Annotated in this window: 15 protein-coding genes; 2 read left to right on the forward strand and 13 right to left on the reverse strand. The window is 72.3% G+C overall.

Features of this window, described 5'->3' with window-relative positions; genetic code table 11:
• Window positions 1–72: 72 nt before the first annotated feature.
• Window positions 73–672: a TetR/AcrR family transcriptional regulator gene (locus tag FXF65_RS11180; protein WP_148349691.1), complete on the reverse strand. Its 600-nt coding sequence runs from the start codon at window positions 670–672 to the stop codon at window positions 73–75.
• 129 nt (window positions 673–801) lie between these two features.
• Between FXF65_RS11180 and FXF65_RS11185 the strand changes: the two genes are divergently transcribed.
• Entirely contained in the window at window positions 802–2,295 is a 1,494-nt protein-coding gene (locus FXF65_RS11185) for a DHA2 family efflux MFS transporter permease subunit (protein ID WP_148349692.1), read from the forward strand.
• Between the two features lie 280 nt (window positions 2,296–2,575).
• On the opposite strand, the gene FXF65_RS11190 is transcribed toward FXF65_RS11185, so the two are convergent.
• The 8 genes from FXF65_RS11190 to FXF65_RS43650 form a co-directional block, all read right to left on the reverse strand.
• Window positions 2,576–3,481: an ABC transporter substrate-binding protein gene (locus tag FXF65_RS11190; protein ID WP_148349693.1), complete on the reverse strand. Its 906-nt coding sequence runs from the start codon at window positions 3,479–3,481 to the stop codon at window positions 2,576–2,578.
• Window positions 3,478–4,662 (reverse strand): LLM class flavin-dependent oxidoreductase, encoded by a 1,185-nt coding sequence (locus FXF65_RS11195; RefSeq protein ID WP_148349694.1) that lies wholly within the window; start codon window positions 4,660–4,662, stop codon window positions 3,478–3,480. Before FXF65_RS11195 ends, FXF65_RS11190 begins: the two co-directional genes overlap by 4 nt.
• A complete protein-coding gene (locus FXF65_RS11200) occupies window positions 4,652–5,626 on the reverse strand; it encodes an LLM class flavin-dependent oxidoreductase (protein WP_148349695.1) in 975 nt (324 codons plus the stop codon). The genes FXF65_RS11195 and FXF65_RS11200 overlap by 11 nt, the downstream gene beginning before the upstream one ends.
• Window positions 5,623–6,651, reverse strand: coding sequence for an ABC transporter substrate-binding protein (locus tag FXF65_RS11205; protein WP_148349696.1), 1,029 nt, complete (start codon window positions 6,649–6,651; stop codon window positions 5,623–5,625). The genes FXF65_RS11200 and FXF65_RS11205 overlap by 4 nt, the downstream gene beginning before the upstream one ends.
• Window positions 6,648–7,520 carry an ABC transporter ATP-binding protein gene (locus tag FXF65_RS11210; RefSeq protein WP_148349697.1) on the reverse strand — a complete coding sequence of 291 codons (873 nt, stop codon included), beginning with the start codon at window positions 7,518–7,520 and terminating at the stop codon, window positions 6,648–6,650. The genes FXF65_RS11205 and FXF65_RS11210 overlap by 4 nt, the downstream gene beginning before the upstream one ends.
• Window positions 7,517–8,386, reverse strand: coding sequence for an ABC transporter permease (locus FXF65_RS11215; RefSeq protein ID WP_148349698.1), 870 nt, complete (start codon window positions 8,384–8,386; stop codon window positions 7,517–7,519). Before FXF65_RS11215 ends, FXF65_RS11210 begins: the two co-directional genes overlap by 4 nt.
• Entirely contained in the window at window positions 8,383–9,348 is a 966-nt protein-coding gene (locus FXF65_RS11220; protein ID WP_246198490.1) for an ABC transporter substrate-binding protein, read from the reverse strand. The genes FXF65_RS11215 and FXF65_RS11220 overlap by 4 nt, the downstream gene beginning before the upstream one ends.
• 762 nt (window positions 9,349–10,110) lie before the next feature.
• Entirely contained in the window at window positions 10,111–10,281 is a 171-nt protein-coding gene (locus tag FXF65_RS43650; RefSeq protein WP_187412226.1) for a hypothetical protein, read from the reverse strand.
• Here FXF65_RS43650 and FXF65_RS11225 point away from each other — a divergent pair.
• Window positions 10,280–10,654 (forward strand): RICIN domain-containing protein, encoded by a 375-nt coding sequence (locus tag FXF65_RS11225; RefSeq protein ID WP_187412227.1) that lies wholly within the window; start codon window positions 10,280–10,282, stop codon window positions 10,652–10,654. The genes FXF65_RS43650 and FXF65_RS11225 overlap by 2 nt on opposite strands.
• 132 nt (window positions 10,655–10,786) lie before the next feature.
• Here FXF65_RS11225 and FXF65_RS11230 read toward each other — a convergent pair whose 3' ends face one another.
• From FXF65_RS11230 to FXF65_RS11245, 4 genes are read right to left on the reverse strand one after another with little or no spacing between them, the layout of a single operon-like run.
• Entirely contained in the window at window positions 10,787–12,019 is a 1,233-nt protein-coding gene (locus FXF65_RS11230) for an acetyl-CoA C-acetyltransferase (RefSeq protein ID WP_148349701.1), read from the reverse strand.
• The gene (locus FXF65_RS11235; protein ID WP_148349702.1) at window positions 12,016–12,774 is read right to left on the reverse strand and encodes an SDR family NAD(P)-dependent oxidoreductase; all 759 of its coding nucleotides are present in this window, start codon (window positions 12,772–12,774) and stop codon (window positions 12,016–12,018) included. Before FXF65_RS11235 ends, FXF65_RS11230 begins: the two co-directional genes overlap by 4 nt.
• Window positions 12,771–14,234, reverse strand: a complete 1,464-nt coding sequence (locus tag FXF65_RS11240) for an aldehyde dehydrogenase family protein (RefSeq protein WP_148349703.1) — start codon at window positions 14,232–14,234, stop codon at window positions 12,771–12,773. Before FXF65_RS11240 ends, FXF65_RS11235 begins: the two co-directional genes overlap by 4 nt.
• Before the next feature lie 8 nt (window positions 14,235–14,242).
• Window positions 14,243–15,223 carry an amidohydrolase family protein gene (locus FXF65_RS11245; RefSeq protein ID WP_148349704.1) on the reverse strand — a complete coding sequence of 327 codons (981 nt, stop codon included), beginning with the start codon at window positions 15,221–15,223 and terminating at the stop codon, window positions 14,243–14,245.
• Between the last annotated feature and the right edge of the window lie 21 nt (window positions 15,224–15,244).

Below are 15,244 nucleotides of genomic sequence, written 5' to 3' on the forward strand. Positions count from 1 at the left end.
TCTATGGCCCGCTGCACGCCCTGGTCGAGGTCAACGAACGGATCTGGGAATCCCTCCGCGACGCTGGCCTGCCTACGAAACAGGACCGGCAGCCCGGTCAGACCCAGTGGGAAGACAGTCCTGCTTGGCGAGGCCGTCGCCGAGCAGCGCCAGGATCCGTTCGGCGCGCTTGCGTCCCGAGTACTCGGCCACCCAGCCCAGGGCGGCGGACGCGGCGAACAGTTCCTCGGCGGTCACGTCCGGACGTACCTCCCCGGCCTCCTGCGCTCGCGTCAGCAGGCGCTCCGCGGCGTGCATCATGGCCGACGACGAGGCGTGCAGCTCGGATTCGTCGTCGCCCAGGGCGCCCAGCACCGAGGCGGGAAGGCCGCGGCACGCTCCGGAGCGTTCGGAGAACAGCCTGAGCCAGCCGATGAGGGCGTCGCGCGGGCTGTCGGACTCGATGGCCTTCTCCGCTGCCGCGCGCATGTTCTCCAGGCCGGTGCGGAGTACGGCCTCCAGCAGCGCGTCCCGCGTGGGGAAGTGCCGGTAGAGCGTCCCGATCCCGACGCCCGCGCGGCGCGCGACGTCCCGCAGCGACGCGTCGGTGCCCTGCTCGTCGAAGACTTCACGGGCCACGGCCAGCAGGGTCTCCCGGTTCCTGCGGGCGTCCGCCCGCGGTTCGGCGCTCACGGTCCGTCCAGCCAACGCAGTTCTCCTCGCCGGATCGTGTTGATATTCGGAGCACTGCTCCGTATATTTTCGGAGCGGCGCTCCACATATTACCCGGCGCCCTCGTTCGCGATAGGAAGGGACCTCACCATGACGGCGGACGACGACGAGAGCCCGCCCACCACCGCGCCGGGCGGCCCGGCACGCTTCTCCCCCGCGCTGCGCAACGTGGTCATCGTGACCACGCTCGGCTCCTTCATGGCGTTCCTGGACTCGACGATCGTCAACGTCGCGCTCCGGACGCTGTCGGTCGAGATGACGGCCTCGCTGTCCACCATCCAGTGGCTGACGACGGCCTACCTGCTGGCGATGGCCGCGGTCATCCCGGCCGCCGGCTGGTTCGCGACGCGGCTGGGCGGCGCGCGCGTCTACATCGTCGCGGTGCTGGTCTTCACCGCGGCGTCGCTGGCCTGCGGGCTGGCCGGGAACGTCGAGCAGCTGATCGCCTTCCGGGTGGCGCAGGGCGCCGCGGGCGGCCTGCTGCTGCCGATCTCGCAGATGATCACCATGCGCGCGGCGGGTCCGGCGCTGCTGGCCCGGGTCATGGCGGTCAGCGGCGTGCCGACCATCCTGGCCCCGGTCGTCGGCCCCGCCATCGGCGGCCTCCTGGTGGAGCACGCGGGCTGGAGCTGGATCTTCTACGTCAACATCCCGCTCGGCCTGCTGACCGCGCTGCTGGCGGTCCGGTTCCTGCCCGCCGACGACCGCTCGGGACGCGCCCGGCTGGACGTGCCGGGCCTGACCCTCATCACCGCGGGCAGCGTCGCCCTCACCTACGGCCTCGCCGAGATCGGCGCGACCGGTCACGTGACCGACGCCGAGGTCCTGACCGCGCTGATCGGCGGCCTCCTGCTGGCCGCGCTGTTTGTCGGACACGCCCTGCGGGTCGAGCAACCGCTGGTCGACCTGCGGCTCTACAAGAACAAGATGTACGCGGCCGCCTCCGTCACCAACATCGGCCTGGGCGCCACCGTCTTCGGCGCCGTCATCCTGATGCCGCTGTACTTCCAGATCGTCCGGCACGAAGACGCGGTGAACACGGGCCTGCTGCTCATCCCGCAGGGCCTCGGCGCGGCCATCGCCATCAGCCAGGCCGCCAGGCTCACCGACCGGTTCGGCAGCGGCCGGGCCTCCCTCGCCGGCGGCCTGGTCGCCGTGATCGGGACCGTCCCCTTCGCGTTGATCCAGGACGACACCGGCTACTGGTTCCTCGGCGTGATGATGTTCGTGCGCGGGTTCGGGATCGGGGCCTGCGCGGTGCCCGCCGTCGCCGCCGCCTACCGGGCGATCTCCCCGGCGAAGATCCCGGACGCCACCGTCCAACTGAACGTGGGCCAGCGCATCGGCGGGTCCGCGGGCACCGCGCTGTTCGCCGTCATCCTGCAGAACCGGCTGGACGAGGCGACCGGACCCGCCGCACAGGCCGAAGGGTTCGCCACCGCCTTCTGGTGGGTGCTCGGCATCGCGTTCGTGGCCACCGCGCCGTCCCTCGGCCTGATCGCGCTGGAACGCAGCACGAAGCGGGACGCAGCCAGGGCCGGGGAGGCCGCGGAGGCCGGGGCGCCGTCCCGACCGCTGCGATGAGGGCCGCACCCACCGTCGGGCAGGCCCGGCCGCACGGGAACCCCGTAGCAGCTAACTGGGTGACTACGTCCCGAGTCGGCCCCTGGGAACAGACGGTCCATGGCGGCAGCCCTGACCTCGATCACCGGGCGGATCTGGAGCCGATACACCGTCTTCGTGACCGCTGTCCCGCTATGACCGCAGCGTCCCGCCCGAGGCCGTGCGCCGTCCGCCTCCTGCACGTGGCATGAGGCGGACGGCGCGTCCCCGGAATCGGCGTTTTCGGGCTGTCGGCCGTCTCCTAGGCGCGGGTGACCAGATCGGCCAAGTCCGGAAGGACGGCGTCGGCGACAGTGATCTTCCGGTCGAGCAGGCCGTTGGCGTGCAGCAGGTCGGCGGCCCGCTGCTGCTCGGCGACGAAGTCGTCGCTGACCGGGAGCAGCCCGAACGGGCGGCCGCGCAGCGCGTGCTCCCACGCGTCGAGGTCGGCGCCGTCGTCGGCGGCGAACAGCGCGGCGGCCTCCCGGGGGTTCGCGCGGATCCAGGCGTCCGACTCCTGCAGCGCCCCGACGATGGCCGCCAGGACGTCGCGGTGCCGGACGGCGAAGTCGCGCCGCGTGAACCACAGCGAGCGGTGGCTGAACAACCCCGCCGTCTCGATCAGCGTCACCGGCCGCGTCTCGCTCTCCACCTCGGCGAGCGCGGGGTAGCTGCCCGTCCAGGCGTCGACCTTGCCGTCCAGGAGCAGTCGCGCGCCCTCGTTCCCGGCGTCGACCGGCTCGATGTCGTGCCAGGTCAGCCCGGCCTGGTCGAGCGCGAGCAGCAGGAGCGTCGTCTGCCAGGAGCCGTGGCCGAGGGCGACCCGCTTGCCGGCCAGGTCGGCCGGGGAGGCGATGCCGGAGCCGGGCAGGGCGACCAGGCGCCCGTTGTCCACCCGCGGTCCGGAGATCGCCACGTAGACGATGTCGTGGCCGCGGGCCTGCGCGGTGACCGGCGGCGTGGAGCCGGTGCCGATGAAGTCGTAGCCGCCGTCGAACAGGTGGTCGCCGTGCAGGGACGGCAGGCCCTGCGTGGGCGCGGGACGGTCGCCCGCGGGAAGCGACCGCAGGTCCACCCACTCGACGTCCGGCAGCGATCGCTCCAGGATGCCCCGATGACGCAGCACCCAGAGCGAGTTGTTGTGGGGGAAGAAGCCGACGCGGGTCATCGAGTCGATCCTTTCGGTTCGAGGGTGGGGATGGACGTGTCAGGCGCGGTGTCCGGCCAGCGGCCGCGCAGCAGAGGCAGGACGTTCTCGCCGACGCGGCGCGCCTCCTCCAGATGCGGCACCCCGGCGAGGATGAACGCGTCCACGCCGAGCGCGATCAGCTCGTCGAGCCGGGCGGCGACCTGCGAGTAGCTGCCGACCAGCCCGAACGCGGGACCGCCGCGCAGCAGGTGGAACCCGCCCCACACGTTGGGGCTCGCCTCCAGCTCGCGGGGCGCGCGCACCGGCCAGTCGACGAACCGCGAGCTGCGCAGCCAGCCGACCGAGTCGCCGGTGGACTCGGGGCCCCGCAGCCGCTCCGGGTCGACGTGCCGCCAGCCGCGGCGGATCTCCGCCCACGCCTCGTCCTCGGTCTCGCGGGCCAGCACGTCGATGCGCACCGCGAACCTGGGCGACCGGCCGATGGCGGCGCTGTGCTCGCGGACCTGGTCGAACTTGGCGGCCAGCGCGGGGAACGGCTCCAGCCACGACAGGTAGTAGTCGGCGTGCCGCCCGGCGGCCTCGATCGCGGCCTTGGACGAGCCGGAGAAGTAGATCTCGGGGAAGGGCTGCCCGGCGAGGCGCTCGGGCAGCCCCGCGCCCTCGACCTGGTAGAAGCGGCCGTCGTGGGTGACGAGGCCGCCGGACCACACCGCCTTGAGGACGTCGAGGAACTCCGAGGTCCGGGCGTACCGGTCGTCGTGGCCGACCCTGTCGCCCCACCACAGCTGGGCGGGGCCGCCGCCGCCGGAGATGATGTTGTAGACGACGCGTCCGCCGGTGGCGCGCTGCAGGCTCGCCGACATCCGCGCCGCCTGCACCGGATGCAGGAAGCCGGGCTGGAAGGCGATCATGAAGCGGTAGGTGGTGGTCTCGCGGGCGAGGCTCGCGGCCGCCGCCCAGGGGTCGTCGGTGAAGGGGAACGAGGGCAGCAGCCCGCCGACGAACCCCGACAGCTCGGTGGAGCGCGCGACGTCGGCCATGTGGTCCAGGTGGCTGTACCCGTCCGGACGGCCCTCGCGCAGACCCGGGGTGATGCTGCCCGGCACGACCGGCGACCAGTCGCCGCGGGTCACCAGGCGGCGGCGCAGCGACGGCTGGTCGCCGTGCGTCCCGATGCGCCAGTAGATGTCAATCGACATGGGCGTGCTCCCGAACGAAGAGGGGCAGCAACTGCTCCCCGAGCCGGTAGATCTCCTCGACATGCGGCGCCGGTTCCAGGACGAACGTGCTCACGCCCCGTTCGGCGTAGCCCCGCAGCTCCGCCGCGACCTGCTCGAACGACCCGGTGACGGCGTGCTCGGGGACGTCGCGGACGGCGCGCGCCTCGTCCTCGTCCTCACGCGCCGCCACGCTCAGCCGCAGGCCGCAGGCGACGGTCCGGCCGCGCTCGGCGGCCCGTTCGCCCAGGTCGGCGATGAGCGCGTCGAGGTCGCCGGTCACGTCGAAGACGTGGACGTCGGCGTGCTTCGCGGACAGGTCCAGCGCGTCGGCCGAGACGCCGGACAGGTGAACGGCCGGGAAGCGCCGCGCGGCCAGCGGACCTTGGAAGCCGCCGGCGAGGACCTGGAAGAACCTGCCCTCGTAGGTGAAGTCCTCGTGCGCCCACACGCCCTTGGCGATGGTGAGGAACTCGTCGGCGCGGGCGTACCGGTCCGGGCCTTCCAGGAAGTCGCCGTGCGCCCGCGCCGTCGCCGGGGGAAGGTCGACGACCGGCCACCAGCCGAAGCGGTCCCCGGTGAACCGCTGCAGCGACGCCGACAGCTTGGCCGCGTACACCGGGGTCCCGACGCCCGGATGCAGGCCCGCGACTCCGTGTATCCAGCGGTTGTGGCGCAGCAGGCCCGCGACCGCGACCAGCGATTCCTCGGCGTCGGGCGCGAAGGGGGCGACGACGCCGTCGAACCCGGTGACCTCCGCGGCGCGTCCCGCCTCGGCGATCGTGTCGAAGGCGCCGTACCGGCCGCGGCGGGTGTCGGTGACGAACTCCGGCAGCGGCGCCGGGGCCGCGTCCGGCCCGGTCGTCGGCAGCGTGAGCAGGAACCTGGGCGGTTCCGCGTAGGGGGACGATCCGCCACGCCTTCCGGAACGGAGACGGGGGGTCATGCCGCCGTCCTCGCGGAGACCTCGCGCAGCGGCTCGGGCGCCGCCCACGACGCGACGTCCACGTCGGCGGCCAGGAAGCCGTGCAGCAGCAGGAAGTCCTTCTGCTTCACGAGCAGGTCGAGGCGTTCGGGTGAGAGGTCGGGACGCAGCGTGCGGTGGAACCCGTCGCGGTAGGCGGTGCGCACGCCGGACGCGCCCGACCGGGTCTCCCCGGCGAGGATCCCCCGCACGCCGTCCAGGTCGGCGGCGGCCCAGTCGGCCGCGCGCAGCGTGGCGGCGAGGAACGCGGTCACCAGCTCGGGTCGCTCGTCCAGCAGCCGCTCGTGCACGGTGATCGGCCGCGGCGTGCCGTTGTTGACGCGGGTCGACGGGTCGGGATGGGCGTCCAGGTCGACGCCGACGACGAGGCCGAGGTCGGCGGCCTGCTCGGCGGCGCGGGCGCCCTTGACGTAGACGGCGTCCACCTGACCGCTGGCCAGTTCGTCCAGTCCGGGCCAGGCGATGCGGCCACCGCGCGCGTCACGTCCCACCGACGGCGACAGGTCGGCGGCGACCTCGACGAACGTGACGTCGTCCAGGGCGAGACCGCCCTGGGTGAGCGCTCCCTTGATGCCGTGCAGCGCCATCGCGCGCGGGAAGCTCTGCGCCCTGGTCCGGGCCCAGCGGGGCAGCGCCACGCGGGCGCCGCGCAGGTCCCCCGGCCCTTCGATGCCCGAGCCCGGACGGACGAGGACCGACTGCCACTCCTCGATCCACGTCAGCCCGATCAGCCTGGTGGGCGCGCCCTCGCTGCGGGCGGCCAGCGCGGGGACGTTGCCGCCCTCGCGGAACAGCCCGGGCAGGTCGTGGTCGAAATGGTGGCGGGCCAGCTCGGGTTCGGCGTCCTGCAGGACGCCCACCTCCAGCCCGTACGGCGCGAACGCCTCGGCCAGCCCGCCGCGCCGATGGGCGAGGCCGCTGGCGGTCGGAACCGGGCAGCGGGTGAACCAGATCTTGTCGACGCCACGGGTACGCGGGCTGCTCATGCGATCACTCCTCGGTCAGCGGGCAGGTCGGCACGGTCGGAGGGCGGGTCGTCTCGGTCGGAAGGCGGGGCCACTTGGTCGGAGGGCGGGGCCACTTGGTCGGACGGGACGACCGCCTGGCCGGACGGCGGGGAGACGCCCAGGCGGGCGAGCAGCTCGCGACGGTGCTCCAGCGCCGCCGGGTCGGACGCGGCCGACGACGCGCCGCGCGGACGGGGCAGCTCGATGGCACGGTCCACCACGAAGGCGCCGCCGTCCAGCACCGCGACCCGGTCGGCCAGCCGCACCGCCTCGTCCACGTCATGGGTGACCAGCACGACCGCGGGACGGTGCCGGGCGCACAACTCGGCCACCAGATCCTGGGCCTGCAACCGGGTCAGGGCGTCCAGGGCGGCGAACGGCTCGTCCAGCAGCAGCACCTGCGGGTCGCGGACCAGCGCGCGGGCCAGCGCGACCCGCTGCGCCTCCCCGCCCGACAGGGTGGCGGGCCAGGCGCGTTCGCGTCCGCCCAGTCCGACCTCGGCGAGCGCGCGGACGCCCCTGTCGCGCGACGAACCACGCGACGAACCACGCGTCGGACGCGGCAGCCCGAGTGTGACGTTGGCCAGCACGCGCCTGGCCACCACCAGCCGGGGCTCCTGGTAGACCGTGGTGACGCGCGGCGCGGTCAGCACCGTCCCCGCGTCGGGCCGCTCCAGCCCTGCCAGCAGGCGCAACAGCGTCGTCTTGCCGGTGCCGCTCGGCCCGAGCAGCGCGAAGAACTCGCCGCGCCTGACCTCCAGGTCGATCCCGTCCAGGACGGTCTTGGCGCCGAACGCCTTGCGCAGCCCCCGCACCCGCACCGCCACCTCGTGCCCGTCGCGGGTCATCGGGCCGTCACCTGCCCCCGCCACGGCGTGGCGAGCCGTTCCACACCTCTGATCGCCAGGTCGATGAGCAGCCCGAGCAGCGCGTAGATCAGGATGCACAGCACCATGTAGTCGTTGCGGTAGTACTGCTGGGCGAGCGTCACCAGGTAGCCGATGCCCTCGGTCGCGCCGAGCTGCTCGGCGGCGATCAGCCCGGTCAGCGACACCGCCAGGCTGATCCGCAGCGCCATCAGCACGCTGGGCAGCGCGGACGGGAGCACCACCGACACCGCCAGCCGCGCGCCGCGCAGACCGAACCCGCGCGCGGCCTCCACCACCTTGCGGTCCACGCCGCGCACCCCCAGGTAGACGTAGGCGTACATGGGCGCGGAGGCGGCCACCGCGATGAGCGCGACCTTGAACGTCTCGCCGACGCCGAACCAGGAGATGAACAGCGGCACCAGCGCCAGGAACGGCACCGCCCGCTTCATCTGCAGGGTCAGGTCGATCAGCTCCTCGCCGAGCGCCGACAGTCCGGCGGCCGCGCCGAGCACCAGCCCCGCCCCGCAGCCGACCAGGACGCCGAGGGCCGCGCGGCGGGCCGAGGCGAGCACGTAGTCGGCGAGTTGCCCGGTGGAGGCCAGCTCCCGCAGCGCGGACAGCACCGCACCCGGCCCGGTCAGGACGTCCGGCGGGATGCGGCCGCTGCCCGCCGCCCACCACCAGGCGACCAGCAGCGCCAGCGGCACCGACAGCCGCAGGGCCAGCGAGACCGCCGGACGCCGCCGCCGCTGCCCCAGCCAAGGCGGCGGGCGCAGTTCGCCGGCCGCCTCCGCTGCCGGACGCCGCGTCACCGCCCCGGCATCGGACGCGATCTCGGCGGTCATCGAGCGGCCCCCAACTTGAACAGGACGTCCTCGGGCCGGATCGCGTTGGGCACCACGCCCTGCTCCCGGAACAGACCGGCGACCGCGGTGACGTGCGCGCCGTCGGCGTCGGTGACGGGACGCGGCACATTCTGGTAGCGGGCCTTGGCGATCTCCTCGTCCAACCGCGCACCGGACAGGGCGGTCGGGCCCTTGTCGAGGAACACGTTCTGGAACTTGCGCGGGTCGCGCTTCTCCTGCTCGGTCAGCTCGCGGAGCACGTCCAGGAAGACCTGCACGGCGCGCGGGCTGCCCTGGAGCACCTCGGTGCGGGCGGCGAAGATGGTGAGGTCCTGGTCGGGCAGGTCGCGGCCGTGCAGCAGGACCCGCGCGCCCTTGGCGACGACCTCGGGATAGGCCTTGACGATCGCCCACCAGGCATCGACCTTGCCGGTCGCGAACGCCGACGCGCCCTGCGCCGGGTTCAGATAGACGCGCTGGACCTGCGAGGCCGGGATCCCGGCCTGCTTGAGCGCGAGGAGCAGCAGGTACTCACCGCGTCCGGCCTTGTTCACGGCGACGCGCTTGCCGACCAGGTCGCGCACCGTCCGGATCGGGCTGTCCGCTTTGACGACCAGGCCGTCCTCATACGGCGCGGCCTTGTCGGTGACCCGGTCGGCGACGGCGAAGATGCGCAGGTCGCGACCGTTGGCCAGGTAGCCCACGGCCGGTGAGATCGCGCCCTCCAGCACATTCACCGACCTGGACCGCACCGCGTCGATCGTCGCGGTGAACGAGGCGTACGAGCCGCCCCACTCCACTCGCGCGCCGACGGCCTTGAGCCGCTCCTCCAAGATCTTCTCGCGCTTGGCATAGGCGAGCACGCCGGCGTTGCCCGGGTCGCTCAGCTTGATCACCGCGCCGCGTCCGGAGCCGCCGCCCCCCGCCGTGGCCGACCCGCCGCAGGCGGCGGTCAGGCTCAACAGGAGGACGAGGGCGGCGCAGAGCAACGGTGGCCGACGACGCGGGGCTTTCGCGCGGGAGGCGTGCGGAACTGAACTCGACATGGCTGACTTGGCCCTTCACGAACGAGCAAGAAGGCCGCCGCCGCGTCCGGACAGGACGAAACGGCGGGTTCTCGCGGGAGGAGAACTCAGGGGAAGGAGGGGAGAGGGCAGATCAGCGACAGAGAGTGCTGTCCAGCCGCATGTGGTCCACCACACGCCGAACAGTCAGTGCACGGGGCATATCCCCATAATTATGGTAGGAAAAGTATGTGTCAAGCCTGCGCAGGTCAGGACCGCCGCCAGCCAGACGCAGCGGCCCCGGCGCAGCGACACGCGAGCCGTGCCCTCCGTAAGCGGTGATGCGCTCGGGGACTTCAGCGGGCGAGCCGATGAGAGAGCGGTCTGCCCGCGGGGAACGACGACAACGGACCGGCCACAGCCATCGTCGAGGAAGCCGCTGCGGTCGACGCACCGTCATGGCGCACGCGCTGTCGCCACGGTCGATCGACCATTGCGTCGCGGCGGGTGTGCATTCGATCGAGCACGGCAATTTCCTGGGGGAACAGAACGCCAAGAGCATGGCGGAGAACCTTCACCCGTCCGCCATTTGCCACCGAACGGAGGGCGGCGAGTACAGACCGTTGCATTCTCCCCGGTGAGAACCCATAGGTAGCACAAAGCCAACCCCCAAGAACTGGGGATACTCCGGCGGCTCCGGCCCGGCGACCTTTAGGGGCACTACGGCTCGCCGCCACCCAGGCGGACGAGCCCCATCACCGGATCGGAGAGCATAATGCGCAAATTCATGATGTTGGTGCTCATGCCCGCCATCACCATGCTCGGCGGGATCAGCGCCGTGACGTCCGCCTCGGCGGCCCCTTCATCGCACCTCGCGAGCCTCTCGCTCATGCCGAAGAGCGCCAGCGGCCTGTGCCTCGAAGTCGCCGACGCCAACACCGGAAACGGCGCCCTGGTCACCCTCTGGCCCTGCACCGGCGCCGCCAACCAGCAATGGAACTTCGTGCAGGGACGAATTCAGAGCGCTCTGCCCGGCAACAAGTGCCTCGACGTACGCTCAGGGAACCTCGGCGACGGCGCGGCCATCAACACCTACGACTGCCACCAGGGAGACCCGCAGCAATGGCGCCTCAACGGCGGCAGGCTGGTCAACGGCCTCAACGACAAATGCCTCAGCGTCCTGGCGAACAACTTCGCCGCCGGAGCCGCCTTGGTGACCTACGGTTGCAACGGCGGCCCAGGCCAGTCCTGGATGACGAGCTGACCGAGACACGCCCGCAGCGACACAGGCCCAGGTCAGAGAGCCCCTCTCTGACCTGGGCCATCCTCACCGTTCGGTCGCTCCGACACCGACCGCCCATGAGGGGCGGGAGGGCGAGCGTTTCGGGTGCGCGGGTCAGCTGAGTCTTTCGATGATCATTGCCATGCCCTGCCCGCCGCCGACGCACATGGTTTCCAGCCCGAATTGCTTGTCTCTGCTGCGGAGCAGGTGGATCAGCGTCGTGGTGATCCGCGCGCCGGTCATGCCGAAGGGGTGGCCGAGGGCGATCGCGCCTCCGTTGACGTTGAGCCGGTCCTCGTCGATTCCGAGTTCTCGCGCGGACGGGATCACCTGTGCGGCGAAGGCTTCGTTGATCTCCACGAGGTCGATGTCGTCGATGGTCATCCCCGCGAGGGCCAGGGCTCGGCGGGACGCCTCCACCGGTCCGAGTCCCATGATCTCCGGTGAGAGGCCGGAGACGCCGGTCGAGACGATCCGCGCCAGCGGCTGGACGCCCAGTTCGGCGGCCTTGCGGTCGCTCATGACCGCCAGCGCCGCGGCGCCGTCGTTGAGCGGGCAGCAGTTTCCCGCGGTCACCGTCCCGCCGGGGCGGAACACCGGCCTCAAGGCGGCGACCGCATCGAGCGTGACGCCCGCCCGCGGTCCGTCGTCGGCGGACACGACGGTGCCGTCGGGCAGCGCCACCGGGGTGATCTCGGCGTCGAAGAAGCCGTCGGCGATCGCCTTCTCGGCTCGGTTCTGGCTCCGGACGGCGAACTCGTCCTGGGCTTGCCGGGTCACCCCCGCGTGCTGGGCGACGTTCTCGGCGGTCTGCCCCATCGTCATGTAGAGGTCGGGTATCCGTCCCGCGGAGCGGGGGTCGGTCCACGCCTCGTGACCGTCCGCCGCCCGGTCCTCGGTGCGGGCCTCGGCCTCGGCGAGCAGCGGGTTGTGCGTGCCGGGCAGGTCGTCGCAGGCGCCGGAGCCGTAGCGGCTGACGGTCTCGACGCCGGCCGAGATGTACACCTCGCCTTCGCCGGCGCGGATCGCGTGCATCGCCATGCGGGTCGTCTGAAGGCTGGATGAGCAGTACCGGTTGACGGTCACGCCGGGCAGGTGGTCCATTCCGGCGAGGACCGCGACGGCGCGCGCGAGGTTGTGCCCGGATTCTCCGGCCGGTTGCGCGCAGCCGAGCATCAGGTCGTCGATCTCGCGCGGGGCCAGCGCGGGCAGTTCGCCGAGTACCGAGCGCACCATCGCCGTGGCGAGGTCGTCGGGCCGCATCGAGGCGAGGGAGCCCTTGTGCGCCCGCCCGATCGGCGATCGTGCCGCCGCGACGATGACGGCTTCGGGTCTGGTGGCGGTCATGAGCGCACCCATCCCCCGTCGACGACCAGTGTCTGGCCGGTGATGAACTCTGCGGCGTCGGAGGCCAGGAAGCTCACCGTGCCGACGATGTCGTCCGCGACGCCGACCCGTTTGATCGCCTGGAGCTGTGCCGAGAGTTGCAAGGTCTCCTCCGTGATGCTGGCGACGCCGCCTGGAGTGCGGGACGCGGTCGGGGCGACCGCGTTGACGGTGATGCCGTGCGGCGCCAGGTCGCTGGCCAGGCCGCGGGTGAACCCGATCACGCCGCCCTTGCTGGCGATATAGGCCGTCAGATGCGGGGCCGCCAGGCCGAAGGTGTTCGAGGCGATGTTGACGACGCGGCCCCACCCGCGCTCGCGCATGCGGGGGACGAACGCCTTCGCCAGCAGGAACTGGGAGTCGAGGTTGACCGACTGCACGCGGCGCCACGCGGGGTAGTCGGTGTCGAAGAAGTCGCGCACGTCGATGATTCCCGCGTTGTTGACCAGGATGTCCGCGCGGGCGCCGGTCTGCTTGAGGATCCGCTCGGCGGCGCCGGCGACCGCGGCCTCGTCGGTGACGTCCGCGGTGTGGGTCCAGGCGGTGCCGCCTGCCGCGGTGATGCGGTCCGACACCGCTGAAGCGTCGTCGCGGTCGATCAGCGCGACCGCGGCGCCCGCCGCGGCGAGGCTTTCGGCGATCGCCGCGCCGAAGCCCCTGGCCGCGCCGGTGACGACCGCGACCCGGCCGTGGTGCGGACGTGGAGAAGCGGTCACGGGACGATCCCCTCGATCGTGGCCCACCGGGGAACGGGCTGATGGCCGTTGGGCACCCGCAGCAGCCGCGGATAGCCGTACTCCTCCAGCGTTCCCAGCCAGTGTTCGCGGCCGTATCCGCTGGCCTTGGTTCCGCCGAACGGGCTGCCGGTCAGGGCGCGGTTGTAGTTGTTGACGAGCGTCATCCCGACGTCGAGGCGGTCGCAGATCGAGACGGCTCGCGCGATGTCGGCGGAGAACACACCGGCGATGAGGCCGAACTCGGTGCCGTTGGCGATCTCCACCGCCTCGTCGTCGTCGGTGAACGTCATGACGCAGGTGACCGGTCCGAAGATCTCCTCGCGGGCGACCCGCATGTCGCCGGTGACGCCGTCGAGCACCGTCGGAGCCACCCAGTAGCCGCCGGCCAGTGCCGGATCCGACGGGACGGGGGCGGTCGCGACCACTCTGGCGCCCTCGGCGGCGCCGATGTCGAGGTAGCGCTGGACGCGGTCGCGCTGCTCGGCGGTGACGACGGGGCCGACGTGGGTTCCCGGGTCCGAGCCGCGTCCGACGACGAGTTTGCGGGTGGCGGCGGCGAACCCGGCCAGGAACTCCTCGTGCCGCGACCGGTGCACCAGGATCCGCGACGCGGCGGTGCACGCCTCGCCCTGGTTGAAGAACGCGCCCTCGATCGCCCACGCCACCGCGTCGTCCATGTCGGCGTCCGCGCAGACGATCAGGCAGTTCTTGCCGCCGAGTTCCATCAGCGTGGGCGTGAAGTGCGTCGCGGCCGCCTTGATGATCTCGCGTCCCGCGCCCGGCGACCCGGTGAAGGCCACCTTGCGGACACCCTCGTGCGCGGCGAGGTACGCGCCCTGGTCGGCGCCGCCGTGGACGACCTCGACGACGGGATCGGGGAGCGCCGCGGCGATGATCTCGCACATGCGGGTGGGCGTCATCGGCGTCTGCGGGCCGGGCTTGAGCAGGACCGCGTTCCCGGCCGCGAGGGCCGGTGCGAGCTTGCCCGCGGTGTGGATCGGCGGCCAGTTGAACGGGATGATCGCGGCGACCACGCCGAACGGGACGAGCCGGGTCGTGTCCAGCGAGAACGGGGTGTGCCGCGCCTGTCCCCGCTCGGCCGTGATCGCGCCGGCGAAGAAGTCGAAGAGCCCGATCCCCGCGAACACGTCGCCCATCGCCTGGTCGAGGGGCTTGCCGTTCTCCCGCGTCTCGATGCGGGCCAGTTCCTCGGCGTCGGCGCGGAGGGCGTCGGCGGCCGAGATGAGCGCGCGTGCCCGTTCGGCGGCCGGACGGGCGGCCCAGCCGCGCTGCGCCCCGGCGAGCCGGTCGATCGCCGCGTCGATCTCCGCGCTGGTGTGCGGGCGCACGGAGGCGATCTCGGTCCCGTCCGCCGGGTCGTGCACGGCGAACGGGTCGAGCGCTCCCGCGCTCGCCCAGCGGTGGTCGTAGATCGTCATGGGTCGGGTCAGCCTTCCTGGGATCGTGCCAGGCCGAGGACGCGTTCGGCGTTGCCGTGCGCGATCTTGGCCTTGACGGATTCGGGCAGGTCCGCCTTCGCCACCGCGGCGACCGCGTCGGCGGTCTCCTCGTACGGGTAGTCGACGGCGAACATCACCGCGTCCTCGCCCGCGGTCAGCACCGCGGCCTGGACCGCTTCGGGTGCGAGGATCCCGCTCGTGGTGGCGAGGACGTTGGAGCCGATGTACTGCGACGGCATCCGGTCGAGGGACCGGCTCAGGGCCAGCGTGCGGTAGCGCGAGTCCAGGCGCGAGCGCTGGAAGGAGAGGAACTCGCCGAGGTGCCCGAGGATCAGGGTGGCCCGGGGATGGCGGTCGAACACCCCGCCGTAGATCACTCGCAGCGCGTGCCCGCCGGTCTCGGCCTGCCAGCTCCAGGTGGCGCCGTACAGTTCGGGCCGCCCGTCGAGCAGATGCCAGTCGTCCGCCGGGATGGAGCCCGGGTGGAGGTAGAGCGGCGCCTGGAGTTCCTCAAGGGCCGCCCACACATCGTCGTAGGACGGGTGGTCCAGGTAACGCCCGTGCGTGTGGTCGTTGACGAGCGCGCCGACGAACCCCAGTTCCTCGACGCATCGCCGCAGTTCCGCGACCGCCGCGGCCGGATCCTGGAGCGGCAGTGCCGCGAAGCCCTTGAACCTGTCGGGGTGGGCCGCGACCGCCTCGGCGAGGAAGTCGTTGGCGAACCGGGCGTTGTCCCGCGCGGCGGCGGGCGACTCGTCGGCCTGGATGCCGGGGACGGTCAGCGACAGCACCTGGACGTCGATGCCGTTCGCGTCCATGTCGGGCAGGCGGTGCTCCTCGAAATCGATGATCTTGCGGCCGACCATCGCGGCGTACTCGGACGTGACCTTGATGCCCATCGGCGTCGCGGGCTGGCGCGCGGCGAGGTCCGGGATGGCGAAGGCTTCTTCGAGCGCGATGTAGCGCACGGACGTCTCTCCTTTCTCCGG

The sequence above is a fragment of the Actinomadura syzygii genome (genome assembly GCF_008085905.1).
Taxonomy (GTDB): Bacteria; Actinomycetota; Actinomycetes; order Streptosporangiales; family Streptosporangiaceae; genus Spirillospora; species Spirillospora syzygii.